Origin of the sequence: Hyphococcus lacteus, assembly GCF_041058985.1 — a bacterium.
Taxonomy (GTDB): domain Bacteria; phylum Pseudomonadota; class Alphaproteobacteria; order Caulobacterales; family Parvularculaceae; genus Hyphococcus; species Hyphococcus lacteus.
In genome coordinates this window covers 91,735-116,410 of the sequence record NZ_JBEHZE010000002.1, presented here as the reverse complement: position 1 = coordinate 116,410, position 24,676 = coordinate 91,735, and the positions used below count along the sequence as shown (strand labels likewise).

The 24,676-nt window shown below is 50.5% G+C and carries 25 protein-coding genes; 11 read left to right on the top strand and 14 right to left on the bottom strand.

Features of this window, described 5'->3' with window-relative positions; genetic code table 11:
• Window positions 1-103: 103 nt before the first annotated feature.
• A complete protein-coding gene (locus ABFZ84_RS13970; protein WP_369314698.1) occupies window positions 104-592 on the top strand; it encodes a hypothetical protein in 489 nt (162 codons plus the stop codon).
• Between the two features lie 543 nt (window positions 593-1,135).
• Window positions 1,136-2,416, top strand: coding sequence for a M20 family metallopeptidase (locus ABFZ84_RS13965; RefSeq protein WP_369314697.1), 1,281 nt, complete (start codon window positions 1,136-1,138; stop codon window positions 2,414-2,416).
• On the opposite strand, the gene ABFZ84_RS13960 is transcribed toward ABFZ84_RS13965, so the two are convergent.
• From ABFZ84_RS13960 to ABFZ84_RS13940, 5 genes are all read right to left on the bottom strand, one after another.
• Entirely contained in the window at window positions 2,413-4,065 is a 1,653-nt protein-coding gene (locus tag ABFZ84_RS13960) for a SulP family inorganic anion transporter (RefSeq protein WP_369314696.1), read from the bottom strand. The two genes, ABFZ84_RS13965 and ABFZ84_RS13960, sit on opposite strands and share 4 nt — an antisense overlap.
• A gap of 29 nt (window positions 4,066-4,094) precedes the next feature.
• On the bottom strand, window positions 4,095-4,766 hold the full coding sequence (locus ABFZ84_RS13955; RefSeq protein ID WP_369314695.1) for a carbonic anhydrase: 672 nt from the start codon (window positions 4,764-4,766) through the stop codon (window positions 4,095-4,097).
• Window positions 4,767-5,041: 275 nt separating this feature from the next.
• The gene (locus tag ABFZ84_RS13950; RefSeq protein ID WP_369314694.1) at window positions 5,042-5,986 is read right to left on the bottom strand and encodes a hydrogen peroxide-inducible genes activator; all 945 of its coding nucleotides are present in this window, start codon (window positions 5,984-5,986) and stop codon (window positions 5,042-5,044) included.
• Window positions 5,987-6,122: 136 nt separating this feature from the next.
• Window positions 6,123-6,596, bottom strand: coding sequence for a Dps family protein (locus ABFZ84_RS13945; RefSeq protein ID WP_369314693.1), 474 nt, complete (start codon window positions 6,594-6,596; stop codon window positions 6,123-6,125).
• A gap of 110 nt (window positions 6,597-6,706) precedes the next feature.
• Window positions 6,707-7,915, bottom strand: a complete 1,209-nt coding sequence (locus tag ABFZ84_RS13940; RefSeq protein WP_369314692.1) for a pyridoxal phosphate-dependent aminotransferase — start codon at window positions 7,913-7,915, stop codon at window positions 6,707-6,709.
• Window positions 7,916-8,227: 312 nt separating this feature from the next.
• Here ABFZ84_RS13940 and ABFZ84_RS13935 point away from each other — a divergent pair, with 312 nt between their 5' ends.
• The 6 genes from ABFZ84_RS13935 (at window position 8,228) to ABFZ84_RS13910 (ending at window position 14,123) form a co-directional block, all read left to right on the top strand.
• Window positions 8,228-9,316: a PAS domain-containing protein gene (locus ABFZ84_RS13935; protein ID WP_369314691.1), complete on the top strand. Its 1,089-nt coding sequence runs from the start codon at window positions 8,228-8,230 to the stop codon at window positions 9,314-9,316.
• A 77-nt stretch (window positions 9,317-9,393) separates the two neighbouring features.
• The gene (locus tag ABFZ84_RS13930; protein WP_369314690.1) at window positions 9,394-10,518 is read left to right on the top strand and encodes a CaiB/BaiF CoA transferase family protein; all 1,125 of its coding nucleotides are present in this window, start codon (window positions 9,394-9,396) and stop codon (window positions 10,516-10,518) included.
• Window positions 10,515-10,979: an ATP-dependent zinc protease family protein gene (locus ABFZ84_RS13925; RefSeq protein WP_369314689.1), complete on the top strand. Its 465-nt coding sequence runs from the start codon at window positions 10,515-10,517 to the stop codon at window positions 10,977-10,979. Before ABFZ84_RS13930 ends, ABFZ84_RS13925 begins: the two co-directional genes overlap by 4 nt.
• Before the next feature lie 19 nt (window positions 10,980-10,998).
• On the top strand, window positions 10,999-11,904 hold the full coding sequence (gene rimK, locus ABFZ84_RS13920) for a 30S ribosomal protein S6--L-glutamate ligase (RefSeq protein WP_369314688.1): 906 nt from the start codon (window positions 10,999-11,001) through the stop codon (window positions 11,902-11,904).
• A gap of 107 nt (window positions 11,905-12,011) precedes the next feature.
• Window positions 12,012-13,619, top strand: a complete 1,608-nt coding sequence (locus ABFZ84_RS13915) for a PAS domain-containing hybrid sensor histidine kinase/response regulator (protein ID WP_369314687.1) — start codon at window positions 12,012-12,014, stop codon at window positions 13,617-13,619.
• A 126-nt stretch (window positions 13,620-13,745) separates the two neighbouring features.
• Window positions 13,746-14,123, top strand: coding sequence for a VOC family protein (locus ABFZ84_RS13910; RefSeq protein WP_369314686.1), 378 nt, complete (start codon window positions 13,746-13,748; stop codon window positions 14,121-14,123).
• Here the strand turns inward: ABFZ84_RS13910 and ABFZ84_RS13905 are convergent.
• The 4 genes from ABFZ84_RS13905 to lgt all read right to left on the bottom strand — a co-directional run bounded on the left by ABFZ84_RS13905 (window position 14,120) and on the right by lgt (window position 17,897).
• Window positions 14,120-15,064 (bottom strand): ribose-phosphate pyrophosphokinase, encoded by a 945-nt coding sequence (locus tag ABFZ84_RS13905; protein ID WP_369314685.1) that lies wholly within the window; start codon window positions 15,062-15,064, stop codon window positions 14,120-14,122. The genes ABFZ84_RS13910 and ABFZ84_RS13905 overlap by 4 nt on opposite strands.
• Window positions 15,065-15,148: 84 nt before the next feature.
• Window positions 15,149-15,919, bottom strand: a complete 771-nt coding sequence (pgeF, locus tag ABFZ84_RS13900) for a peptidoglycan editing factor PgeF (RefSeq protein ID WP_369314684.1) — start codon at window positions 15,917-15,919, stop codon at window positions 15,149-15,151.
• Window positions 15,916-17,031, bottom strand: coding sequence for a class I SAM-dependent methyltransferase (locus ABFZ84_RS13895; protein WP_369314683.1), 1,116 nt, complete (start codon window positions 17,029-17,031; stop codon window positions 15,916-15,918). Before ABFZ84_RS13895 ends, pgeF begins: the two co-directional genes overlap by 4 nt.
• The gene (gene lgt / locus ABFZ84_RS13890; RefSeq protein ID WP_369314682.1) at window positions 17,028-17,897 is read right to left on the bottom strand and encodes a prolipoprotein diacylglyceryl transferase; all 870 of its coding nucleotides are present in this window, start codon (window positions 17,895-17,897) and stop codon (window positions 17,028-17,030) included. Before lgt ends, ABFZ84_RS13895 begins: the two co-directional genes overlap by 4 nt.
• A 113-nt stretch (window positions 17,898-18,010) precedes the next feature.
• Between lgt and ABFZ84_RS13885 the strand changes: the two genes are divergently transcribed.
• The 3 genes from ABFZ84_RS13885 (at window position 18,011) to proC (ending at window position 19,759) form a co-directional block, all read left to right on the top strand.
• Entirely contained in the window at window positions 18,011-18,253 is a 243-nt protein-coding gene (locus tag ABFZ84_RS13885; RefSeq protein ID WP_369314818.1) for an accessory factor UbiK family protein, read from the top strand.
• Between the two features lie 136 nt (window positions 18,254-18,389).
• Window positions 18,390-18,893, top strand: a complete 504-nt coding sequence (locus tag ABFZ84_RS13880; RefSeq protein WP_369314681.1) for a type III secretion system chaperone family protein — start codon at window positions 18,390-18,392, stop codon at window positions 18,891-18,893.
• Between the two features lie 53 nt (window positions 18,894-18,946).
• The gene (gene proC, locus ABFZ84_RS13875) at window positions 18,947-19,759 is read left to right on the top strand and encodes a pyrroline-5-carboxylate reductase (protein ID WP_369314680.1); all 813 of its coding nucleotides are present in this window, start codon (window positions 18,947-18,949) and stop codon (window positions 19,757-19,759) included.
• Here the strand turns inward: proC and ABFZ84_RS13870 are convergent.
• From ABFZ84_RS13870 to ABFZ84_RS13850, 5 genes are all read right to left on the bottom strand, one after another.
• Window positions 19,756-21,066 (bottom strand): ATP-binding protein, encoded by a 1,311-nt coding sequence (locus ABFZ84_RS13870; protein WP_369314679.1) that lies wholly within the window; start codon window positions 21,064-21,066, stop codon window positions 19,756-19,758. The genes proC and ABFZ84_RS13870 overlap by 4 nt on opposite strands.
• A gap of 4 nt (window positions 21,067-21,070) precedes the next feature.
• Window positions 21,071-21,769, bottom strand: coding sequence for a response regulator (locus tag ABFZ84_RS13865; RefSeq protein WP_369314678.1), 699 nt, complete (start codon window positions 21,767-21,769; stop codon window positions 21,071-21,073).
• Complete coding sequence (pgsA, locus tag ABFZ84_RS13860) at window positions 21,766-22,320, bottom strand: CDP-diacylglycerol--glycerol-3-phosphate 3-phosphatidyltransferase (protein WP_369314677.1); 555 nt, start codon at window positions 22,318-22,320, stop codon at window positions 21,766-21,768. The genes ABFZ84_RS13865 and pgsA overlap by 4 nt, the downstream gene beginning before the upstream one ends.
• Before the next feature lie 64 nt (window positions 22,321-22,384).
• Entirely contained in the window at window positions 22,385-23,764 is a 1,380-nt protein-coding gene (locus ABFZ84_RS13855) for a DUF2330 domain-containing protein (RefSeq protein ID WP_369314676.1), read from the bottom strand.
• Between the two features lie 13 nt (window positions 23,765-23,777).
• Window positions 23,778-24,659: an RnfABCDGE type electron transport complex subunit D gene (locus ABFZ84_RS13850; protein ID WP_369314675.1), complete on the bottom strand. Its 882-nt coding sequence runs from the start codon at window positions 24,657-24,659 to the stop codon at window positions 23,778-23,780.
• Window positions 24,660-24,676: the final 17 nt, after the last annotated feature.

Genomic DNA, 24,676 nt, shown 5'->3' with positions numbered 1-24,676 from the left:
TGCTGAACAGAAGCGGCGTTCGGCCGGTAGGGCGGGTATCGCTAGCGCTCAACCCACCCATGCTTGCTGGACGTGCTCCCGTGTGCAGCAGATAGGCGCTTTTATGAGACTGAAGAGAATTTCCTTGGCACTGTTTTTTGTGGTTGGCATCAATGCTTGTGCCACCGTGGAAGACAAAAACATGATGGAATATGAGACGGTTTCGTTAGATGAATTGCAAACAATTTTGGAGAGTAGCGACGCATCTGACAGAAAGATCAGCGTTACTGGTCCCACTCGATTATCACGTCGTTCTCAAGTTTTATATTATGATGAGCAGAGCGCTAAGGAGATATTTGGTATACCGTGCTTGCAGATGTTGATGCCCGTCGATTTGGTGTTTCAGGTTACCGGACGAACTGGCTCGCTTCATGGTGAAGTTTTTACGATTCTCGGTGAATTAGAGCACCATCCCGAAATCGCGAGTGGCCTTTCGTCCCATTCATCTGACGAAATTGTGCTTTCAATCGAGCTCGCAGACGGCATTGAAGTCAATGAGGTGGTCCGTGAAAATGATGACCTTCATCTACGCGTTCATCGGGTTTTTAGATGAGTTTGGCTCACGGCAATATAAAGCGCAACGGCGTTTTGGTGCATAGGTGCACTTAACGCCTTGTCTGCACACTGTTTTTTGGGCGCCATTTTGACACCCCAGGCCTCGTCGATGGCGCCATTTTATGCATAACATGAGTATGCTGCGCGTGAGGATAACTTTCATTGTGAATTCAAGCGAACATAGTCGTGTGTAGACCAGTGTAGACACGACGGTTAGTAATTACAGCGACTTGAGACGAGCATAGACAGCTGGATACGGCCCAATCCCGATTTGTAATCAGTAAGTCCGCGGTTCGAGTCCGTCCGGGGCACCAATTCTAAAAATTACCTTGTTGCTGTTTGCGATACAGTGAGCGAACACCTTTGTCGGTATGGTCATTATGTAGCTTGCTTTATGCGATTGTCGTGGGGTATTTGATTCTTTGTTTGTGCGCATTTCGCACGCAATAAAGCATTGTTTTTACATAGATATTATAGAATTTGACTCTCTCACTGTTTTTATGCGGACATTGCCAAATCAGTATGATTTGAAAGGTGAGGAATGTTCTCAGAATATCAAAAGTGCCAGTTAAAGCGAGCGGCCGCATTATCGTTGGGTATGCTGACTGCGGCGTTAAGTTTTACGGCACAGCCGGCGAGCGCAACGGATTCATTTTCCGACAAAGCCGTTGCCGCAATTGAGCGCGATGTAGCTGGGTTTGAAAATGAAGCAACAACGATGTTGGTCGAGGTCGGTAGTATCATGTCGCCGTCAGGCGAGGAAGATGAGCGCGCGGCGAAAGTTGCGGATAAGATGCGTGAGATCGGCCTCAACAATGTGAAGGTCACGGAAGACCTTAATGTGATAGGCCGGATACCAGGTCGTTCGGGCAAAGCCATCATTTTTGTCTCGACGCTTGATGACCTTAAAACAGTAGCCGAACACCAGCGAGAGCGAAATGCGCCATTGAATATCGCTGGTGGCCGGGTCGAAGGACCCGGATCGAACACGTCGTCAACGACGGTTGCAATTATTGCTGCGGCAAGGTCGCTATTGAAAGCAAATTTCAAACCGAAACATGATGTTATCTTTGCCGCTGTTTCTCAAGAGGAAACTGGATTAAATGGAATGCGTGCGCTTTATGATACGTATAAAGATGATGCGATTCTATTTGTGGACGTATTGGGTGACGGACGCAGCATTAGCTATGGTGCGCTAGGTATTCATTGGTGGAAAGTGGTCGCCGAAGGGCCGCCCGGACACACCTTGCGTGGAGGACTGCCAAATATCAACCAAGGTATCGCCCGCGCTGTTGATCAGATTTTTGATTTGCCGCAACCGCGTAAATATGAAGACCGGATGACCCGGGTGAATGTTGCGATTCTAAATAGTGGTAAGGTGTTCAACCACAAACCACCCAAGGGGTGGTTCTCGCTCGACATTCGCTCGCTCGATGCGCCTATGATTGAAGAAATCGAAAGTGACGTTCGAAAAATTCTAAGAGATGTTGCCGCGGAAACATCGGTCTCCTTGACGATGGTGCCAGAGAACATGACGCCAGGAGGGCAAATTCCCGGCGCACTCGAAAGCGATCTCGTGCGTTGGTCCGTGGCGATTTCGAAACGTTTGGGGCTAGAGCCAGCACTGAACGACGCGGGTTCTGCGAACCTCAACATCGCGATCGCTAATGGTACACCGGCCATCGGGTTGGGCGGCGAGCGAGGTGGTCAGCGGGGCCACCCCGATGAATGGGCCGATATCGATGCGATGATGCGGACAGCCCGCCATGTTGCGTTGCTCGGCTATTTTCTTGGGCAGGACGTGCCCGCGCCAGCGGATTAGGCGCTTGCGGGTGAGGCGAGTTTCGGCATTTCATCCGTGTGCTTTTCCGCAACCCATTGCGCAGCATCTTTCAACGCTTCCAGACGATTTTCAAATCGATTGTCGTCTGCGAGGCAATGATCAGCATTAAGGCCGGAGAGTACGTTGCGTACTTCTTCGCTCATACCGCTTACGTAAACTCGTTTCCCGGATTGTTTTGCGTCGCAAGCGATGGTTTCAACGGCGCGTGCGGCAGACACATCAATAAAAGGAACGCGTGAAAAGTCGAGGATGATTGCGCTGGTATGGTCTTTTACGCGTTCTCGTACGCGGTGACCAAGGTCGGCCGCCGCGCCAAAGCTAAGTGGTCCACCGAAATCAAACATAGTTACGCGACCACCCGCCGTCTTTAGGATCGTGCGTTCTTCTTCGGTAGTGATGCGTGGTTGGGTTTCGCCAAAGGCAACAAGTTGGTCGTCTGCCATTTTCTTGACGAACGCGAGCGCTGCGAGAACGACTCCAACACCGACTGCCGTGATTAGATCAACAAAGACCGTCAGTCCAAGTACCAACGCCATCAAGGCCAGATCCCAGCGAGGGCCCTTATGGGCACGTTTAAGATAAGCAAGATCGAGAATGTCGTAGCCAACTTTGACCAATATACCGGCAAGTACTGCGTGAGGTATCTGCGACGCTAACGGTGCAGCGATAAGAATTATCACAACCAAAATAAGAGAGTGCAGCATACCCGATATTTTGGTCACGCCGCCGCTTCTGATGTTTACGACAGTACGCATCGTAGCACCAGCGCCGGGAATGGCACCAAAGAAACCCGCAACGGTGTTGCCGATTCCTTGGCCGATCAATTCACGATTAGAGTTGTGGCGATCACGCGTCATATTATCGGCAACGAGAGACGTTAAAAGGCTATCGATAGCGCCAAGGATGGCGAGGATGAACGCAGCCTCCACGACGATAATAAAAGAGCTTTGAGTAAAGGCAGGCAGGGCAAAACTGGGTAAGCCAGTAGGAATATCACCAAGAATTGGCGCGCCTTTTAGAACAAGGCTTAAAAGCGTACCAATGACAAGAGCGGCCAATGCGCCAGGAACAAATTTCCCGAGTTTTTTCGGCCAAGTGAAAATCACCGCGAGCGTAACCAAACCAATCGTTAGTGCAGCAATGTTTGGATTAGCAATCGCCTCCGGGACGGAGGCAAGAGCGGGGATCGTTCCGGATTCTGTTGGTTCGTGTCCGAATAGACGCGATAGCTGGAGCGCAATAATGATACAGCCAATGCCGCTCATGAATCCGGAAATAACCGGATAAGGCACAAGACGAATATATTGTCCGAATCGAAACACACCGAACAGGATTTGAAATATCCCAGCAAGGATCACAGCGCCGAAGACTAATGCCGGTTCGCCTGAAAGTGAGGAAAATATTCCCGCAAAGACCACAACCATTGGTCCGGTCGGGCCCGAAACTTGTGTTTTGGTACCGCCAAAAAGAGCGGCGAAGAAGCCAACGAACACGGCTCCCCATAATCCGGCAATTGGTCCGGCACCGGAGGCCTCACCAAAGGCAAGTGCCAGAGGGAGGGCAACGATCCCAGCGGTCAGCCCGCCAAAGACGTCACCGCGCAAATGCGAAGTGTCGAGTAATTTCATTACAGTTCTCCGGGGGCTGATCGTATTCTTTATGCTGCGCAGTGAGCAGATGAGGTTGCTAATGCAGCCATTTCAGCGGCGTAGCGTTCAGTAACGTTTAGAAAAGTATTTTTAGCTTCATCATAAGCGGTGACGTCGCCACTTTTGATATCATAAAGCCAACCATGTAGTGTGAGATCACCTTTCGCGAGCCGTGTCGCCACAGTCGGATGCGTTTTCAAATGTTGCAATTGTAGAACGACATTGCGCTCTAACAGCATTCTCATTTGCTCCTCTGGCGAGGATTCGATGCCAACTTCTTTGACAATATCAACGGCCGCTTTGGAATAGCCCAGCCATTCTTTTACGTGGGGCAATGTTTCTAGAGAGTTGGGATCCATTGCACCTTTCATGGCGCCACATTCGGTGTGTCCACAGACAACAATGTGCGGCACTTTTAAAACTGCAACTGCATATTCAATAGATGCAGTCATACCGCCGGTAAAATTTGTGTGGGGAGGGACGATGTTGCCTGCGTTGCGGCAAATAAATAGTTCACCCGGTTCTGTTTGAGTGATCATCGCGGTTTCGACACGCGAGTCAGAGCATGTAATGAAAAGCGCTTCAGGAGATTGACCTCGACTGAGTTTTTCAAAAAGCTCTTTTTTATGGGGGTAAACTTCTGATTGGAATTTTACGACACCGGCTGCAAATTGCGGCATAAGCAAGGGACCCTTTTTGTTACTACCCAGATAAACTGGAACACAAGCATAAGGTCCTGGCTCCATTCTGTGCGGGAACGGAGCCAGGTGAAACGCATTTTTCGGGGGGCATAGGGTGAAAAAAAGCGCTTCATTATGTTGTGATAAATGGGGAAATACTCGGCATACCGCAATCGGGAAAAGTGAAAAATTCTGATAGAAAAAAACTATCGAAAAATTTCTACACTAGATGGTGATCGGAATTTTCAGTTAATTTAACAATGGTCACATTCACGTTATTCAGGGACGACCAAGTCATCAAATTTTCGGCGGACGACATTGCGGATTACGTGTCCGAGTTCGTTGTATGCGCGTGCGCGCCCCGCGCTTTTGCGCCAAGCAAGACAAATCGTTCGATAAATTCGACGACCTTTAAGAGGTATAACGACGATTTCAGACCGCGCTTTAATTTCAGAATGAACATAAAGCGCAGGAAGAAATGCGGCCCCCATTCCCATACCGACCATTAGGCGTAATGCGTCGAGGCTTGTTCCTTCGTAATCCTTCAGCAGATGTGCGCCGTGTTCTTGGCACAGGGCATTTACTTGGTCATTGAGATAGTAAAGTGGGTTCAAGGAAAGCATATCTAAGCCCTTTAAAGCGGCGACGGGCAGGGCTTTCTTTTCTTTTGCTTGTTGCGCAAGCGGATGGTCACTGGCGAGGGCAAGATAGAGAGGCTCGCGGAACAATTCGAATGTAACATGTTCTGTGCTTTCAACTGGTGATTGCGCCAGTATCAGGTCATGGATACCAGCTGTCAGTTCATGCTCTAGTTCCCGCGGGCTGTTCTCGCGTACATAGAGGCGCAAATCTTTATGTTGTTTATGAAGGGTGGCCACAACGTGGGGCAGTAGGTAAGGGCCGAGCGTCGGCTTAGACCCGAGCCTGATTGTCCCGCTAAGGCCATGTTTGGCGTCTTTGGCTAGATCAACAATGCTGCGCGATTCGTCAATTACACGGCGCGCTCTATCGGCGACTTCTCGCCCAATTGGCGTTAATGCAACGCCTGAACGGCTGCGCTCGACGAGTTTGATGCCGAGGGATTCTTCAAGATTGGAAAGCTGAACGCTTAGTGATGGCTGGCTGATCCCGCATCGTTCCGCGGCTTTTCGAAAATGTCTGAGTTCGCCAATGGCGAGTAAATATTGTAGCTGTTTGATAGTGACGGGGAGGTCGGCCATATATTGTGTTTTCGTTTCGGCTGATCAGCTTGCTGAAGGTTCGCGAGTGGTGTTCGTCAAATAGAAAAAGGAGATAGTGTGGGGTGGTGGAGACAAAAAAAAGACCCGCTTTTGCGGGTCTTTTTATTCTCAAATGTTATTGGTTCATTGCTCTTAACATCCAAGCTGTTTTTTCATGCGATTGAATACGCACTGTTAGAAGGTCTGCACTCGCCGCATCTCCCGCCTCTTCGGCAGTGGAGAGGCCCGCGCGTGCGCGTTTGATAAGTGTTTCGTGATCAGCCAAAAGGTTTGCAACCATGTCGGCCGCTTTCGGCGGGCTAGTGTCGGCGCTTTCAATAGCGGAAAGGTCTGCAAACTGTTTACCGCTGGTGGGGGCGAACACGCCTAGCGCACGGACACGTTCTGCGACTTCATCAAGTGCGGCCCACATTTCGCGATATTGCTCTTCAAACATCACATGCAGTGTGTGGAATTGTGGTCCAGTCACGTTCCAGTGATATGAGTGAGTCTTCATATAGAGTGAATACGTATCGGCGAGGGTGGCATTCAGCGCCTCGGCAACTGCTTTTCGTGCGTTTTCGTCCAAACCAATATCAATTTTCGACATCTGAGTGTTCTCCTCTAATCTCATGTTTCTGGTCAACACATAGGGTGTCAAATTAGTTCAATCAAATTGATAATTTCAAAGTGATCCTTCGATTAAGTCGATACAAGGGGTCACTGAAGTGACGCCGTAAATCGTTGAATTCGTGTGCATGCGTCACGTAGCTCCTCAGTAGCGGCGGCATATGATACCCGAAAGAAAGGGGAAAGCCCGAAGGCTGCACCAAAGACCGCTGCAACGCCTTCGGCATTTAATAACTCACTTGTGAAGGTCTCGTCACTATCAATAATGACGCCTTCCGGCGTTTTTTTGCCGATTGTTCCTGCGCATGATGGGTAAACGTAAAATGCCCCTTCCGGACGAGCGCATTCAATACCGGTTGCGTCATTAAGCATTTCAACCACGAGGTCCCGGCGCGTTTTGAACGCGTCATTCCGTGCCGCGAGAAATGACTGATCACCGTTCAGCGCAGCCACACTTGCATATTGGCTGATTGAACATGCGTTGGAGGTTGATTGCGACATGACTTTTGCCATTGCCTTTATGAGCGGCAACGGCCCGCCTGCAAATCCAATACGCCATCCCGTCATGGCATATGCTTTTGATGCGCCATTTACAGTCAGTGTACGGTCATAAAGTTTTGGTGCGACCTGTGCAGGGGTGGCGAATTCAAAATTATCATAGACGATATGCTCATACATATCGTCTGACATCACCCAAACATGAGGATGCTTTAGAAGAACATCCGTAAGGGCTTTTACTTCTTCTCGCGTATAGGCGGCACCCGTGGGGTTCGATGGCGAATTAAAAATGAACCATTTCGTTTTGGGGGTAATTGCTTTCTCAAGTGCTTCGGGCGTCAGCTTAAAATTGCTTTCTGCTCCGGCGGCAACAATGATTGGCTTGCCACCTGTTAAAAGAACCATGTCAGGATATGAAACCCAATAAGGGGCAGGGATGATCACTTCGTCCCCGCGATTCATGGTTGCGACGAGCGCATTATAAAGTACAGCCTTGCCACCGGGTGCGACCGTGATCTGTGTCGTGTCGTAATCGAGACCGTTGTCGCGCTTGAACTTCGCAACGATGGCCTGTTTTAATTCCGCGATGCCATCAACAGCTGTGTATTTGGTTTTACCGTTGCGGATTGCGTTGATCGCTGCATCTTTCACAAAATCGGGCGTGTCAAAATCAGGCTCGCCAGCCCCCAGCGAAATGATGTCGCGGCCAGCAGCTTTTAGGTCCCGGGCGGCTTGCGTCGCGGCCATGGTCGGTGATGGTTTAATGCGTGATAGGGCGTCAGACGGCGAGAATGTGCTCATATTCCGAATCCGGTTGTCATTTAGGAGCGCGTTTTAGCGCTTTGTTGCGTTGCAACCAATATCTTTTTGTATGTAGATTCGGGTTTTTGAGATGCCTTTTCGGCGCTAACATATTGGTCAAAAAGGGAAATATGCTTTCCTAAAAGTCGCCTGTGAAGTGCGGCGTTGAAGGCGCGCCCTCTAGGGCATTGAAATATTTGATAAAAATAAAATAAGGGGAAAATTTAAGGGGCCAATATTTGCAACTTTTAGTTTTCTGTACGCTGCGAATGTGTTCTCATACGGGAGAGCGGGGACAATTAAGGAGCGCCTATGATTGCGGAATTGCAGTCGGCAGTTTCTCAAGTGTCGAGCCGGAAAGCCCACTTAAGAGGGCTTACACAGGTCGAGTCAGTTAAGATTAAGGTCGAACGAGCGGCACTTCTATTCCGGGGTGCGCCCGTTGCGATTTTTGCGAGCATTGCGAATGCGCTGATCGTTCTTGCTATCGCTTGGTCGATCGTTGAGCACAGGGTTTTGTTCGTTTGGGCTGGGGCAGTCTTGGGTGTAGCCGTTTTGCGTGCGGGCCTTTGGCTAAAGTTTAAAGTTAGCGGCGTTTCCGCAAGAAACCTTTCTCGCTTTGCCCGACTGCATCTAATTTTTATGGCGCTGAATGGTTCGCTTTGGGGTGCGTTGGGACCAATTTTTTCTGTGCACGGTGTAATTGATCATGCAATTCTTCCTTTTATAATTGCGGGAATGACGGCCGCTGCGATTGTTTCTGCGGGCGCTTCGTGGCGTGCGGTGCTGGCGTTCAATATTCCGGCGCTGCTTCCTCTTGCGGCAACGTATGCGGTTACAATGGGCATTAATGGAATTGGTGTTGCTGCGATAATTGGTATTTATGGCCTGGCGACAACCTATCTAGCGCTTGTCACTCAACGCATGATTGACCGTTCAATTTTGTTGCATACCAAGAACGAAAAGCTTCTATCGGTTCTGCGCCGACGTGTTGATGATGCGCATACTGCTGAACAACGTTTCCGCGCGCTTGTTGAATCTTCGTTGGATGTCACATTTATTTTTTCACCCGAGGGGAAAATAATTTATGCCAGCCCTTCGGCTGAAAAGGCATTTAATATATCGCCGGGATTGTTATTAGGAAAAACCACCAAGGAAATTGTGCACCCTGATGACATGTCACAATTTCGCTCTGTGGGTGAGCGGTCACTTTCCCAACTGGGCGAGGTGATTGGCTTGCCACATGTTTGTATGCGTGGCTCGCAAGACGGGACCTATGTGGCCATGACCGGGCGGCTCACCAACATGCTCTATGTGCCCGGAGTTGAAGGATTTGTCTTTAATGGTGGTCGTCGTTTGCATGAGAATGCATCAGCCCACCATATTCATGCAGCTGAGTAACACCCTTATTTCTTGCCTCGGTCGGAATCATGCGCATTAGTGATGTAGTCACTGCACATGTTTTCTAGGGGTTTGGAATGGGTGTTCTCTCTGGCGTCAAAGTTGTGGAATTCGAAGGATTAGGACCGGCACCGTTTTGCGGCATGTTGCTCGCCGATTTAGGTGCTGACGTCATTTTGGTTGAACGCAAAGGCAAGTCCGGTGCGGCACCGGCCGAAATTTACAAGCGCGGCAAAAGGTCGATTGTGCTTGACCTTAAGCAAGATGCGGCAAAAGAAATTGCTTTAGAACTCATAGCCAACACGGACGCATTGATCGAGGGCCTTCGTCCTGGGGTGATGGAACGTTTGGGGCTTGGGCCCGAGATTGCCCATCAGCGCAACAAGAAGTTAGTTTACGGACGGTTGACTGGATGGGGGCAAACTGGACCGTTTGCGCAAAATGCAGGGCATGACATCAACTATGCATCCCTGTCAGGCGCAGCGTGGTATGCGGGAAATGCGGGTGATGCGCCGGTTCCGCCGCCAACCTTGGTCGGTGATATTGGTGGTGGTGCGCTTTATCTTGCCATTGGTATTCTAGCGGGTGTGATGCGCGCGCGCGAGTCCGGTGAGGGGACTGTTGTTGATGCCGCGATTGTCGACGGCTCTGCTCATATGATGAATTTAATCTACTCACTGCGTGCTGTGGGCGGAATGCCCGATAAGCGTGGGCAAAGTATGTTAGATGGTGCCCATTTTTATGGTGCCTACCAATGTTCAGATGGTGGCTGGATCAGCATTGGGCCGTTGGAACCTAAATTTTATATGGAACTTATAGAGCGTTTAGGTCTTGGGGAAGATAACAAATTCTTGGCGCAATATGACGCTGCGCAGTGGCCTGCGCTTAAAGAAGAGCTGAAAGCGTTGTTTGCGACCAAGCCGCGAGATTACTGGACCGATAAGCTGGAAGGGACTGACGTTTGTTTTGCGCCAATATTGAGTCCCACAGAAGCCCAATCGCACGAGCACATGAAGGCCCGCAATTCGTTACGAGAAATTGACGGCGTGTTACAAGCCGTCGCAGCACCGCGCTTTGATGGTGTGATTCCCGATGATCCCGGAACAGTTCCGGCATCAGGTCAGCATACGGAAGACATCCTTGCGGAGATTGGTATTGGTGCGGCAAGAATTAAAATGCTGCGTTCGCAGGGTTTGTTATGAACGAGGTTGCACCGGTCAAGCACAAAAAGAAAAAGCGTGTGCGTACGTTAATAGGATGGCGTGAATGGGTAGACCTTCCAGATTTGGAGGTACACCATGTCAATGCAAAGATAGATACGGGCGCTAAGTCATCTGCGATTCACGCATTCAAGATTAAGGAAGTTCTGATCGAAGGGGTGCCGCATGTTGAATTTTACCTCCACCCGGTTCAACGCCGTAAACGACCCGAGGTGTTATGTTGTGTGCCGATTGCAGGAAGGCGAATCATCCGCAGTTCTAATGGCCAAGAAGAAGAACGGTACGTGGTGGAAACCCATTTAAAGATGGGAGAAGCCACCCTAAAAATAGATTTGACTTTAACTAATCGTGACGCCATGGGGTTTCGCTTGTTGATAGGTCGGGACGCCTTGCGTCGGAAGTTTATGATTGATCCGGGCGCTTCTTATTTGCTCGACCGATGAAGAAGATAGGAGTTCGACGATGAATTTAGCGCTAATGTGTCGAAACGCCGATTTGTATTCGCATAAGCGTATCGTCGATGCGGCCACGTCCCGTGGACATGAAATTGATGTGGTCGATCATTTGCGTTGTTATATCAACATCACGTCTTTGCGGCCGACTGTGCGCTATCGCGGCGAAGAGCTACCGGTATTTGATGCCGTCATCCCGCGTATCGGGGCATCTGTGACCTTTTACGGTACTGCGGTTCTTCGCCAATTAGAGATGATGGGCGTTTATCCGGTGAATGAATCCGTGGCGATTTCGAGATCGCGTGACAAGCTTCGTTCATTGCAGTTGTTGGCACGTAAAGGTATTGGCCTGCCGGTTACCGTGTTTGCGCATCGAACCAGTCAGGCGGATGAAATTCTCGATATGATTGGCGGTGCACCTGTCATTATTAAATTGCTTGAGGGCACTCAGGGCATTGGGGTCGTGCTTGGTGAGACGCAAAAAGCCGCTGAGTCGATCATTCAAGCTTTCGGTGGCGTGAACACAAACATTCTTGTGCAGGAGTTTATCAAAGAGGCGGGCGGCGAAGATATTCGATGTATCGTTGTCGGCGAGAAGGTTGTTGCGACCATGAAACGCAAAGGTAAAGAAGGTGATTTTCGCTCAAACATTCACCGCGGCGGCACGGCCGAGAAGGTAAAAATTACACCGCAGGAACGCTCGACCGCCGTTGGTGCCGCCAAAGCGATGGGGTTGAACTTTTGTGGTGTCGATTTGTTGCGTTCAAATCATGGCCCTGTGGTGATGGAGGTGAATTCGTCTCCGGGCTTAGAGGGAATTGAAAGAGCAACAGGGATTGATGTTGCAGATAAGCTAATTGATTTCATCGAGAAGAATGCCAGACCCGGCAAGACCAAAACGCGGGGCAAAGGGTAGTGAAAGCATAAACATTGTTCCTCATTGCTTGAGCGTGGTTATTTTTGTTTAACCATTCAACTCTAGGTGTTGCCCTAAGGGGAGGACAACTAGAGGTGTGAACGCTGATGAAGCGCGAGAATCTGTCTGTCGCTCTTTTTGAAAATGCACCGGAAGCGGTTGCAGTCGCCGATGTCAATCGACAATTAATTGCGATTAACCCCGCATTTACAAAGCTTTTTGGCTACAACAACGATGACCTTTGTGGCCAGCTAACTGAAGTTTTGTACGAAAAAGCGGAGGATTACCATGAAGCTGGGAAAGAACGCTTTAATGCCCTGGCGAGATCAAAGCCGACGCCATACGAAGTAAATTATCGAACGAAAGCCGGGGTTGTGTTTCCGGGCGAAACGATCGGTACGAACATCACTGATAATGATGGGAACACAATCGGTTTTATCGGTTTCATTCGTGATATCAGTGAACGTAAAAAAAACCTCAAAGAGCTTGAACAGGCACGGCGCGAGGCGGAAAATGCCAACCACGCCAAGTCGTTGTTCTTAGCCAATATGAGCCACGAAATCAGAACGCCGCTTAATGGTGTTTTGGGTATGGCTACGGCTTTAGGCGGCACCAAATTAGATGATACGCAACGTCAGATGCTTGGCGTTATTGCCAAATCTGGGAAAGACCTTTTATCGCTCCTCAATGATTTATTGGATTTATCAAAAGTCGAAGCCGGGGCCATTCGCATTGAAGCAACATATTTCAATCTGGCTGACCTGACATTTCAAATTGAACAGCTTCATGCTCAGCGCGCCCGAGAGAAAAACCTCAACCTGAGTGTCACTATTGACCATGATGCAAAAGGGTGTTGGCACGCGGATCCAATGCGAATCCGACAGGTTCTTCATAACCTCATGTCAAATGCGATTAAGTTTACGAAGCAAGGCTCCGTCGAACTGAATGTATCGTGTAATGATGAAATGCTGATATTTACGGTGAAAGACACCGGAATAGGAATCGATTCGGCGGACTATGATTTGATATTCGAACTTTTCCGTCAAGCGGGCGACAAACAATATACGCCAGCGAGTGGGGCCGGGTTAGGGCTTTCTATCTCGCGCCGGTTAGCGCGTTTGATGGGCGGAGATATTACGGTTGAAAGCGTTGAAACCGAAGGCACAATTTTTACACTTGCAGTAGCAGCTGAAAAAATGGAAACGCTTACACGCGCGGATGAGACTTCAAAAATAGGCACTCATGATACGCCGGCTCTTAATAGGCAAAACGTAACGGAAAAACCATTTAAAGTGCTTGTCGCGGAAGATAATGTCACGAACCAGATGGTTCTGGAAGCGCTTTTGAAATCTACCAATGTTGAATATGAAATCGTCGACAACGGCAGAAAATGTCTTGATCGGGTGTCGGAAAAACATTTCGATGCGGTCTTGATGGATATCAAAATGCCAGTGATGGACGGAGTAGAGGCGACACTGAAAATCCGGGCAAATGAGCGCCGCGAGAACAAACAACGTCTGCCCATTCTTGCCCTAACTGCAAATGCCATGGCGCATCAAATCGAGAAGTATGAAGCGGCTGGAATGGACGGATGTATCGCAAAACCCTACCGGGTAGAGGATTTGATTGCTACGCTTCATTGCGTGATTGAGGGACCTAGGTCTGAGGCCACAGAAACTCCCAATATATGGCATTCCCAACGAGTTGTTGGCTGACCATGATCGCTTAACTTATTCCAGCAACTCCGAGGTGGTTTCGCCGAAGGGTAAAAGACTGTTATGATCTAAAGATTGTGGCGTTCGATTAAACTTTGGCTACCGAACTTCATAGGAGCATAGTTGATGGAAAAAGTTGACGGTATAGGCGGGTTTTTCTTCAGAGCTAAAAACCCTAGTGAACTGGCTCAGTGGTATGCGGATAATCTTGGCGTTTCATTGGTTCCGAAAGATTATGATACACCGGCTTGGGAAACTGCTGCGGGGACGACAGTGTTCGCGCCATTTGAAGAAAACAGCGAATTTTTCGGTCGGATGTCACAGCAATGGATGATCAATTTTCGCGTCAAAAATCTTGATGCCATGGTTGCTCAGTTGCGCGCCAATGGTGTTGAAGTCGATGTTGACCAGGAAGAATATCCCAACGGGCTTTTTGCAACCGTCAAAGACCCTGAAGGAAATCCCATTCAACTTTGGGAGCCAGACGGTAAGAAAGCAGGTTAATCAAAGAGACTAGAGACGGATTCTTCGTTCGCGATCCGTCGAATGGCTTCAGCAAGCAATGTCGCGATGGAGACTTCTTCGATCTTCGGACATTCTGCAACTTCTTTGCGTGTCTCAATCGAGTCGGTGATGATCAACCGGCAAAGTGCGTCTGATTTCATCACGCGACGTTCCGCATGATCAGAAAGAACGCCGTGTGTCACACATGCGGTCACGCTTTTTGCGCCTTCCGCCATTAGCGCTTCGGCAGCGTTACAAAGGGTGCCGCCTGAATCAACGATGTCGTCAAAGATCACGCAATCGCGCCCATCGACATCACCGATAATATTCATGACTTCTGACAGACCTGGGCCTTCGCGTCGTTTGTCTACTATGGCGAGGGGGCGGTCTTCGAGTTTTTTGGCTAATGCACGAGCACGCACAACGCCGCCAACATCGGGGGAAACCACGGTGACACTGGATAGGTCGTTATTGTTGATTTCACGGATGCGACGTTCAAACTCTTTGACCGCATAAAGATTGTCGGTTGGGATATCGAAAAATCCCTGAATTTGGCCCGCATGAAGGTCGACGGTCAAAACCCGGTCAGCACCGGCACTGGTGATGAGGTTTGCGACGAGTTTTGCTGAAATTGGTGTTCTTGGGCCAGCTTTGCGGTCTTGGCGGGCATACCCAAAGTAAGGGATTACGGCGGTGATGCGACTTGCTGAGGCACGACTGAGCGCGTCCATGGTAATCAGCAATTCCATCAGGTTGTCATTGGCGGGGTAGGAAGTGGATTGGATAACGAACACGTCTTCGCCGCGCACATTTTCCTGAATTTCGACAAAGACTTCACCGTCTTTGAAAGTCTTGATTTCTGCGCGGGCAGGGGTTGTGGCCAGTCTTTTGGATATAGCTTCGACCAACCGACGGTTTGAATTTCCCGCAATCAGTTTCATATCGTCGGCCCCTTTTATTCCGCCACTCAGCGAGGGCTTCATGACGGTTTCTTGACGTATGCGCAACCCGTAAAATTGCGTTTTTTACCGCAATGCAATAGCCGACAGGTTACGACCGTAATCGAGTTCGTTTCGACGTTTCATTGCGCGGTAACTAAAGAAACGAGCCGGCGCGCCGAGCGTGCAAAGTCCCGTGTCGTCGAAATGTGTGACGCCGCAGCTCGCCAATCGCCAACGACCGAATCCAACAAGGTCTAACTGGCGTTTTTCTGCATTTTTACCCGGTGCAAAAAACTCTTTTGCATCAGTGTATTTCGCGGTGAAGGTCTCATAAAGGTCGAGCCCGACTTCGAAGTTTGCTTGCCGCAAACAAGGCCCGACAGCTGCGCGTATATTATTCGCGCTCGCACCGAGGGCGATCATACTGGCAACGGTGTTTTCGAGAACTCCGCCCAGCGCGCCTCGCCAACCAGCATGGGCAGCCCCGATTATTTTTGCTTCAAAATCTGCAAATAAGAATGGCATGCAATCTGCCGCGAGAACGCCCAAGGCAACGCCCGGCATTTTTGTAACGAGACCATCAACTTTGGCAGGGCTATTTTTCCAAGGCCCATCGACGACCAGAACATCGGATGAGTGGGTTTGGTAGCCGGTCAATAAATGAGTGGTTTCTACGCCCATAGCGATTGCGCAACGCTGGCGGTTTTTCGCGACATTTTCCGGCGCGTCATCTGAACCAAGGCCAGTATTGAGTGACTGATAGGGGGGCGGTGAGACGCCGCCGTCACGAGAAAAAAAACCATGAGCGATCGCTGGGGCGTCAAATAATGGGGAAACAAGAAAGGGCGGGGTCATGTCTCAAGACCTGCGGGGGCTGGTAATGTGGGTGAGGAAAGGCAAATGACTTTGAAAATTTCGCCCATGGCGTTCGTCGCCGCGATACGTGCCGCGCCTGTTCGAATCTCTTCCGCTTTTTCCGGCGCTAAGTCTTTGCAAAGCGTTTCGACGCGGAGCGGTAGGCCCAAACGGTCGAGGAACCGCCCTTGCGTCACGGGGCCATGGGCATTGATGCCGTTTTCAATTGCTGTGTTGGCGAGCATTTCGAAATCAACATGGGCCGTGATGTCGGCGTGGCCCGGCGCGAGTAATGGGGGCCAGTAGGCGTGGTCTTTTACTGCCTGTAAAGTGTCACCAAAACCACGTTCCATGTGGCCATAGTCGATGATCAACGCATGGCCGCCTTGGTCGTTCAGTGTGCTGCATATGTCGGCAGCAAAGTCGTGGCTAGACGGCGATACCTCAAAAATATCGCCGATTTCGCTTTCTGTTATGTCCGGCAAATTATATTCTGGCGGCGGTGGGGTTTTGTCTAAAGTGAAGGCTAAACGCTCACCCGTTTCGTCAAGGCCAATCATGCGTTCCCGCCAGCCAGTTTTCACTCGTTCAAATTGATGGATTGGGAGACAATCAAAAAATTCATTGGCGATAATAAGCGAGGGTGCGGGCGGAATGTCTGCGAACTCATCGGCCCAAAGTGGTTTTATCTCGGTTGTTTTTAAGCGCTTTTGTTGCTCTAGCCTGAGCAAGCCGGAGGTTTCTAAAAGCCATACTTGCGCTGCACGCGCAAAACCGGGCCGTAGCCGTGCGGCCCGCAAAATGTCCGCCATCAAAACGCCGCGGCCAGGACCAAGTTCGATTAGATTAAAGCTCTCGGGCGAACCCATGCCTTGCCACGCTTCAACGAGCCAGAGGCCGATTAATTCTCCGAACACCTGACTGATTTCTGGTGCGGTGGTAAAGTCGCCGTCTGCGCCGATTGGTGTTTGGCGCATATAATACCCTTCGTGGGGGTGACCCAGCGCATCGGTCATATAGTCGGCGATGCTGATCGGGCCTTTTAGTTTGATCAGGTCAACAAGGCGCTCTTCGAGTGGCGTAACGGCAACCGTTTCAGCGGTGGCGGTCATGGCGTTGTCTCATTGCTAGGTTTATTTTTAGAAATAACATTCCGTGTGCGCCATACCATCCAAATACCGAGTAACAACATCGGTGTTGATAACATCATCCCCATAGTAAAGCCGAGCGGGAAATCGGGCATATGCGCATCGGGCTCGCGGAAATTCTCAACGATGATCCGCGATAGTGCATACCCCGCTAGGAATATCCCTATTGTCGCGCCGGGGCGTTTCAACATACCAAACGAATGGGTCGCAATGCGGATGATCGCGAATAATACGACACCTTCTAATGCGGCTTCGTAAAGCTGGCTTGGGTGGCGCGCAACGCCCAGCGGGTCGGTCGGGAAAACCATGGCCCACGGGCCGTCCCAAGGCCGGCCATATAATTCGGCATTGATGAAGTTTGCGATTCGGCCAAAAAATAACCCAATCGGCGCGGCGCAGGCAAACATATCGCCTAAGGAAAGCATGTTGATTTTGTGTTTTCGGGCGAACCAGATCCCGACCAATGTAACGCCGATCAATCCGCCGTGGAACGACATCCCGCCGCGCCATGTCATGAGTGCTGGCGGAACAGGAAGGAACCCTAGAACAGTTTCCCACTTCGCGAGAAAGAGGGACGGTTCGTAAAAGAAGAGATACCCCAGCCGTCCGCCGAGCATTGTGCCGATGGCCACCCAGAAAATCACATCATCGAGTTTTGGCTTGTCGATGGGCGGCGTGTTTTTAATCCATAAAGGTTTGTTCTTGATCAACCCGGTCAAGTAGAACCAACCGAGGGCAAGGCCGCCAATATAGGCGAGGGAGTACCAACGGATGGCGAGGGGACCGATCTGAAACAAAACCGGCTCGATGTGGGGATAGGGTAAACTCATGTTATTCGGCAGCCTTGATGCAAATGGGATGGGGCGCTGCGTCTCAATAGCGCGGTTTTTGGCCCCTGTCGCCCCGCGTACTCTATGCTTATATAGGTCGCAATAAGGAGCCGATCATGCAAACCCAAAACGCCCTGTTCGACGAAATCGCAAAAATGATGACCGAAGCCGCTGGGGCAGCGGACGGTGTGCGGCGGGAGGCAGAGACTGTGTTTCGTAGCCGGTTACAAAATTTGTTGGCGGATATGGACCTTGTGACACGTGAAGAGTTCGAAGCCGTCCGTGATATGGCGCGAATCGCCCGCGATGAAAACGAACAGTTAAAGGCGCGGCTTGATGCGCTCGAGAATTCTTAACACCCTCCTGTGGTAAGTTATTCTGGCCGTTGAGGAAAAACAGAGTAATCGAATCATTTGTCAGCACCCCGAATCGCCGCGACATGTAGTTGCAAGCGGCTGCAAAAAGTCGCGCGAACCGGGAAAAGGGGCAAATATGTCCATTGAGCTGATCCGCAAGCCGAAACAAAGCGTTGACCCGCTGAAAGTGCTCGAGACTGCTGCGAGTGGTCTCGAATTTGAAATTGAACGCGCGGGCACACATGAGCTTCATGTGCTGATGCCCGGTGTTTGGCGCGATATCGGCCTTTGGTTCACGTGGCGTCCCGAACTCGCGACACTTCAAATGGGTGCGCCGCTCGAATTAAAAGCACCGGTCGGCCGGGTCGATGAAGCTGCGCGGTTAGTCACGATGGTTAATGAGCGGCTTTGGCTCGGGCATTTCGATTTGTGGGCGGATGACAAATCTATCGTCTATCGCAATTCAGCGTTGCTGACCCCCGAAGGAAACCTCGACAGTATGCAGGGCGAGGCGTTGATCAAAGGGGCGAGTGAAGCGGTTGATCGGTTTTATCCTGCATTCAACTTTTTGATCTGGGGCGGCAAGAACCCAGATGATGCTTTACAAGCGTCATTGTTCGAAACGGCCGGAAACGCTTAAATATTACCCGGATGAGCATTTGCTTGTGTGACCGTCCACGGTAGGTTGGGCCCATGAAAAATTTACCTGCTGTAGCATTAATCGGGGCTGGTGCCATGGGTGGCGCTATGCTCCGTGGTTGGCTGAAAAACAAAGCGATCGAGCCGTCGTCCTCGGCAGTTTTTGATCCCACAGCGAATGACGCAATGAAGTCGCTGTGCGCGGATCATGGCCTTTCGCTTAATCCGGAAATTGACGGACGCTTTGATGCGGTCGTTGTCGCGATTAAGCCGCAAATGGCGGAAAAAGTTTTGCCTGATTACTCGGTGATTGCCCGCGACGCGGTCGTGGTTTCGGTCATGGCTGGAAAATCCGTTGCAAGAATTTCAGAATTCCTTGGGGGCGCTGAAAAAATTGCGCGTACGATGCCCAATTTGCCGGCGGCCATCGGCGAGGGGGTTTCGGGCGTTTTTGCGTCTGACACAGTTAGCGCGCAAGAGCGGTTGATGATCGGCAGCTTGATGGAGGCGTCTGGTGATGTGGTCTGGGTTGAGAATGAAAAAGAGATCGATTTTGTAACAGCGATTTCGGGTTCTGGTCCTGCCTATTTCTTTTTACTGGCTGAAGCACTGGCCGAAGCAGGTGAGGCACTTGGTATCTCGCCTGAACAAGCGAGCGCCTTGGCCACGGCGACGTTTGTTGGTGCCGGTCGCCTGATGGGTACTGAAACCCGCAGTCCAGCAGAAATGCGACGTGCTGTGACATCGCCTGGCGGTACAACTGAGGCCGCCCTTAATGTTCTTGATGGTGACGACAAAGAGATTCGTAAACTGATGAAGGCCGCGACACTTGCGGCGGCTAAACGTGCGGGTGAATTGACCGATTAAACGGGCAAGCGGATGGTTGCTCTTAATCCGCCTTTCGGGGATTGGTCGAGCGTAACATCGCCACCATGGGCACGGGCAACATCGCGTACGATGATCAATCCCATACCCACACCACTTTCATTCAGGTTTCTCGCCTCATCAAGTCGTGTGAAGGGTTTAAAAACATACTCATACTGTTCAACGGGGATGCCGGGGCCGTCATCATCGACGATAATTTCAACATAGCGATTTAACACGGATACGCTCACCCAAACATTTGTCGCGTAACGAAGGCCATTATTCACAAGATTAGATATGGCGCGCTTGAGCGCGCTGCGCCTTGCAGCAAGCGTCACCGGTCGCGGAATACTGGTTTCGATGTGACGTCCGGTGCGTCGCGCATTTTCAGCAATTTCAAGCGCTAGTTCATCAAGCCGGAAAGGTGCGGGATCTTCATCGGCAGCTTCGTTACTGGCGAAGTCGAGATAGGCTGCAATCATGCGCTCCATCTCTTCGACATCTTTTTGAATATCCGCAATATCCTCGCTTTCGGCTTGCATTGCGAGCGCAAGTTTAATGCGGGTTAACGGGGTTTTTAAATCATGGCTGATCCCTGCGAGCATGGTTGTGCGTTGCTCCAGGTGGCGCTTGATCCGTTCGCGCATGGCGATAAATGCATAGCCAGCCTTGCGGACTTCTGTTGCGCCAGATGGGCGATAGCTAGGCGCATCTCGCCCACGACCAAACGCTTCGGCGGCGGTGGCAAGGCGCAAAATTGATCGAACCTGATTCCGCATAAAGATGATGCCGATCGTTCCGATGAGTACGGAAGTCGCGATCAGCCAGAACAGAAAAATGCGTCCGGTTGTGGCGAATACACGGTCGCGCCGCGCTAGATAGATCAGTGCACCATCTTTATAAGCCACGCGGATTTCGACATCGTTCGGCCATGTCTGTGTGTTCAGCCAAAAAGGTCGGCCCAACGCATTATTTAGTCGTTTATTGAGCGTGTTGTTGTAGACATTGAACGGTGCCAATTGATTGGTGGTCGGTAATGTGGTGTCGGGGGCGTATCGGACACGCATGTGCAAATCATTGAGCGCCAATTCGCTGATGATTTCTTTTTCAGCATCAGTTTCTGCCGCCTCAAACATTGTTGTAACTAAGGCGATTTGGCCCGCGACATTTTCCGAAAGGTTTGCGGTGACTAAATCCCAATGGCGTGCAAAGAAAATATAGGTCACGACGGATTGGGTAATGAAGATCGGCAATATGACGATCAGCGTGATGCGGGCATATAAGCTTTTAGGTAAGTACCGCAAGATCATCGGACTAATCCGCCATTAAGGCGTAACCGATGCCCCGTACTGTTTGCAGATAGATTGGCGCACGGGGGTCTTCTTCAATTTTTTTACGCAATCGCGTAACTTGAACGTCGATAGACCGTTCCATGGCGGATGCTGTTTGCTCTGCTAGAGATTCCCGGCTCATGGGCTCGCGTGGTTTTTGCGCAAGTGCCTTTAGGAGTGAGGCTTCCGCAGCGGTCAGGCGAACCAGTTCGCCGTTTTTGCGCAACTCGGCACGCCCTATGGAAAAAACACAATCGCCGAATTTTAATTCACGCCGCTCGAGCGCGGCCGATTGTGTTCGTCGTAACAAGGCGTTTACGCGCAGCAATAATTCGCGCGGTTCAAATGGTTTTGAAAGATAGTCATCGGCCCCCAATTCAAGACCTTTGATCCGGTCTTCGGGTAGCCCACGAGCGGTAAGCAGCAAAACCGGTATGTTTGAAATTGCGCGCACTGATTTGGTCAGATCAAAACCGTTCTCACCGGGCATCATCACATCAAATATAAGCAGATCGAAAGTGACAGAGGCCATAAGGGTGCGTGCCTCGCCCGCGTTACATGCGGTCGATGTTCTGAACCCATTCTCACTAAGATATCGCTTTAAAAGACTGCGGATGCGGTCATCATCATCAACGATCAAAAGATGCGCCGCGCCTTCGAGAATGAGCGGTGCCTGGGTCACGAGGGGCGAGCCCCCAACATTTTAAACGCGCGAATTCCGTATTCTGTTCCAGTCCATAGGGTCAGCATTGCCGCGATCCAAAGTGCTGCGCTTGCAGCAGGCCGCAAGCTTTCGCCCATGATGCCTGTGGGGGCCGCAGCAATGAGTAAACCTGCCGCAACCAGTTGCGCGGTGGTTTTCCATTTGGCGATCATGGTCACGGGCAAGGTTTGATTGGCCGCGCCTAACGCCTCGCGCATACCGCTAACGAATAGCTCTCGCAGAATAATGATGATGACTGCCACGACGCCGAAACCCATAATGACGCCATTGCGGACTAAAAGGATGAATGCAGCGGCGATCAATAATTTATCGGCAAGTGGGTCTAGTGCGGCCCCTAATGCAGAGGTTTCACCTCTGGCCCTCGCCACATAACCATCGAGAAAATCGGTGAGGGAGGCGACAACAAAAATGCCGAGCGCCACCGTCATGTTCCACGGTGCATTTGCAAGAAATGCGAAGATGAACGGAATGATCAGCGCCATACGCGCCATTGTAATGAGATTTGCCATTTGGCGATTGTAAACTGCGCCGCATCTCAAATCCAATGTTACATAGGGGTCTTAAATGGCGGATTTATCCATCTTTTTTATCATTCCCCCAAAGTCGTTCCCACCAGCTCTCTTTGGCGGGTTCCGAAAATGGTTGATCGCCTTCATTCATTTTTTCGCGAATATCGTCGATATCCCAGCCGGTCAGATTGGCAAGCGTCTGGGCTTCCTTTTCAAAGCGTTTGGGAAGCTCAGCGCGATATTGCTCTGCCGCGTCGCATTTGGCGTCGCCCTTATAGGGGTGGCGCAGAACATAGCGGCCCTGAAAATTTGAACGGTCACCGGTTTCTTTAAACATTAAATCTTCGGGGAAATGTTCGGCGTCATAAGAAACATGCAGGCGCGTCACGAAAACATTTTGGGCCTGGGGGGCAGGGCGGCGGGGCATAATATTGTTTGCGCCGTCATTGAGCCAATAAACGCCCAGCTCTCGTAGTTCCTTCGCGGATAGTGGGTCAGCGGCGCATGGATCACACCATCCCATATCCCACGCATATTCGAGAAAGACTGCTCGACCATTTTCTTGTTCTACCTGCTCGTGGAACATTGACTTATAGAACTCACCAAACTCGCCCTTTACATAAAGTGGTACTTCTTTGTCAGTTGGCAATTTTACGGTGCGATAATTCGTGGTCTCAATGCGGCCAGTGCGTGTCAGTGCTAAAACAAAAAGTTCTTGTTTCCCATTGGCATTGACCGTACCGAGACGAATTGGAAGACTGAATCTAGGCGATTCAAATGCGATCTGTAGTGGGCGCAGGTATTTAAGGCCAGTTTGTTCTTGTTCCTCTAGGTTTACTTTTGCAACAAAGAACTTGGTATTCTGCTTGATGTAACTTCCGAGGATTTCTTCTGCGCCATCGGGTAATTTATAGCCATTCTGTTTTAACCATGCGGCCAGCCCGTCGGATTGTTCGGCAGAAAGAATTTGAATGTCATACTCGCCGACTGTGTATTCGGCCTCTATTGTGACGCCTAAACTATCTGCGATGCGGGTTTCGTCTTCTGCTTCCATCATCGGGGCCGCTGTCACTGATTGGAGTTCGCGGCGCAAATAAACAGCGCAAGGGTCATCATCAAAATATTCAACAAGGCGCGGTGACGTATATGCGTCGAGGTGGTCAATGATCGCATTTTCAGTGACGTGGATTTGCCCCTCTTCGAGAACAACGGGCACCGGAATGACAACCGCGAATTCTTTCAAATCCCCCTGAAAGTCATTGGCCATGGTCATGACCGTGCGGTCGCCATCGCGCATCAATGCGACTTTTGATGCTTTGTTGAAGAGCTTCGTGTCGGCTTTCGCCACGTAGAATCCGCAAAAAGCAACGGCACCTGTGGTCAGGGCCAGTGCGGCGGTCGCAGATACGGCGGCGAATAATGTGCGTTTAAAGTTGCGGCGCATAAGTCTCTCCATCTTATTCAGCAGGAATATGTTTGCGGTGGCGTGGGGAAATACGCGGTAGACGAATTGGTTTGATACTATCGCCCCAATGGTAATGGGGTGCAGGGTCAAGGGCTTCAAAGATAGGACGCACGATGCACACAAATGCGAGCGCATAGAATAGTCCGTCAGAAATAAAGAAATGGAATGACAGGATATATGTGAGTAGGGCGGCGGTACCCGCGAATGCCGCGCGGGCAAGTGTTCCATCAGGTGTGGTTTTGGGATCAGAGATCATGAAGAAAGCAAAAAGAATGAGTGCTCCGTTTTGAAGCCGCAAGAATGGAATAGCCAATGGATCGCCGAGCCAGAAGGCGCGGGCAACAATCAACACTGCAAATGTGCCTAGAAAAATCAGTGGTACGTCAAATCGCGCGGCGCGATAGGTCACGAAAAGACCAACCCCCGCAAGGAGTGCCGCAAACCAGAATGCGGTTCCCCATTGACCCGGCGTTGTCCATGCTGCGCCCGGCATGATTGTTTGTGAGATAAGAAGCATAGAAACAATGCCGATATTGGCGGGATTAAAAATATGCTTGCCGTATAAACGCAACATGAATTTGGACCCAACGCCAATTGCTGCTGCCATCATCAAGGGGGCGACACCGTCACCGCGCAGCAAAAGCGAAAGCGAGAGCGCGGTGATTAATGCACTGCGCGGTTCAAAGCGAACAGCGTTCATCAAACAACCAAGATATTGTGCGCTAAGCGCAGCCGCAAAAATCCCAACGATCTGAGCGGCGCTAATTTCAAAAATACCCGATGCTATACCGTAGGCCAACAATGTCGATAACGTCAGTAATTGATAATGACGTGGGTCTTTTGCAATTTTGTCTTTAAATGAGACATCTAACATAATGCGGTCCGGCCCCG

Excerpts from the sequence above, each read along its gene's own strand:
- ABFZ84_RS13970 (WP_369314698.1), top strand. The coding sequence starts at position 104 with ATGAGACTGAAGAGAATTTCCTTGGCACTGTTTTTTGTGGTTGGCATC.
- ABFZ84_RS13965 (WP_369314697.1), top strand. The coding sequence starts at position 1,136 with ATGTTCTCAGAATATCAAAAGTGCCAGTTAAAGCGAGCGGCCGCATTA.
- ABFZ84_RS13960 (WP_369314696.1), bottom strand. The coding sequence starts at position 4,065 with ATGAAATTACTCGACACTTCGCATTTGCGCGGTGACGTCTTTGGCGGG.
- ABFZ84_RS13955 (WP_369314695.1), bottom strand. The coding sequence starts at position 4,766 with ATGCCGCAATTTGCAGCCGGTGTCGTAAAATTCCAATCAGAAGTTTAC.
- ABFZ84_RS13950 (WP_369314694.1), bottom strand. The coding sequence starts at position 5,986 with ATGGCCGACCTCCCCGTCACTATCAAACAGCTACAATATTTACTCGCC.
- ABFZ84_RS13945 (WP_369314693.1), bottom strand. The coding sequence starts at position 6,596 with ATGTCGAAAATTGATATTGGTTTGGACGAAAACGCACGAAAAGCAGTT.
- ABFZ84_RS13940 (WP_369314692.1), bottom strand. The coding sequence starts at position 7,915 with ATGAGCACATTCTCGCCGTCTGACGCCCTATCACGCATTAAACCATCA.
- ABFZ84_RS13935 (WP_369314691.1), top strand. The coding sequence starts at position 8,228 with ATGATTGCGGAATTGCAGTCGGCAGTTTCTCAAGTGTCGAGCCGGAAA.
- ABFZ84_RS13930 (WP_369314690.1), top strand. The coding sequence starts at position 9,394 with ATGGGTGTTCTCTCTGGCGTCAAAGTTGTGGAATTCGAAGGATTAGGA.
- ABFZ84_RS13925 (WP_369314689.1), top strand. The coding sequence starts at position 10,515 with ATGAACGAGGTTGCACCGGTCAAGCACAAAAAGAAAAAGCGTGTGCGT.
- rimK (WP_369314688.1), top strand. The coding sequence starts at position 10,999 with ATGAATTTAGCGCTAATGTGTCGAAACGCCGATTTGTATTCGCATAAG.
- ABFZ84_RS13915 (WP_369314687.1), top strand. The coding sequence starts at position 12,012 with ATGAAGCGCGAGAATCTGTCTGTCGCTCTTTTTGAAAATGCACCGGAA.
- ABFZ84_RS13910 (WP_369314686.1), top strand. The coding sequence starts at position 13,746 with ATGGAAAAAGTTGACGGTATAGGCGGGTTTTTCTTCAGAGCTAAAAAC.
- ABFZ84_RS13905 (WP_369314685.1), bottom strand. The coding sequence starts at position 15,064 with ATGAAACTGATTGCGGGAAATTCAAACCGTCGGTTGGTCGAAGCTATA.
- pgeF (WP_369314684.1), bottom strand. The coding sequence starts at position 15,919 with ATGACCCCGCCCTTTCTTGTTTCCCCATTATTTGACGCCCCAGCGATC.
- ABFZ84_RS13895 (WP_369314683.1), bottom strand. The coding sequence starts at position 17,031 with ATGACCGCCACCGCTGAAACGGTTGCCGTTACGCCACTCGAAGAGCGC.
- lgt (WP_369314682.1), bottom strand. The coding sequence starts at position 17,897 with ATGAGTTTACCCTATCCCCACATCGAGCCGGTTTTGTTTCAGATCGGT.
- ABFZ84_RS13880 (WP_369314681.1), top strand. The coding sequence starts at position 18,390 with ATGTCCATTGAGCTGATCCGCAAGCCGAAACAAAGCGTTGACCCGCTG.
- proC (WP_369314680.1), top strand. The coding sequence starts at position 18,947 with ATGAAAAATTTACCTGCTGTAGCATTAATCGGGGCTGGTGCCATGGGT.
- ABFZ84_RS13870 (WP_369314679.1), bottom strand. The coding sequence starts at position 21,066 with ATGATCTTGCGGTACTTACCTAAAAGCTTATATGCCCGCATCACGCTG.
- pgsA (WP_369314677.1), bottom strand. The coding sequence starts at position 22,320 with ATGGCAAATCTCATTACAATGGCGCGTATGGCGCTGATCATTCCGTTC.
- ABFZ84_RS13855 (WP_369314676.1), bottom strand. The coding sequence starts at position 23,764 with ATGCGCCGCAACTTTAAACGCACATTATTCGCCGCCGTATCTGCGACC.
- ABFZ84_RS13850 (WP_369314675.1), bottom strand. The coding sequence starts at position 24,659 with ATGTTAGATGTCTCATTTAAAGACAAAATTGCAAAAGACCCACGTCAT.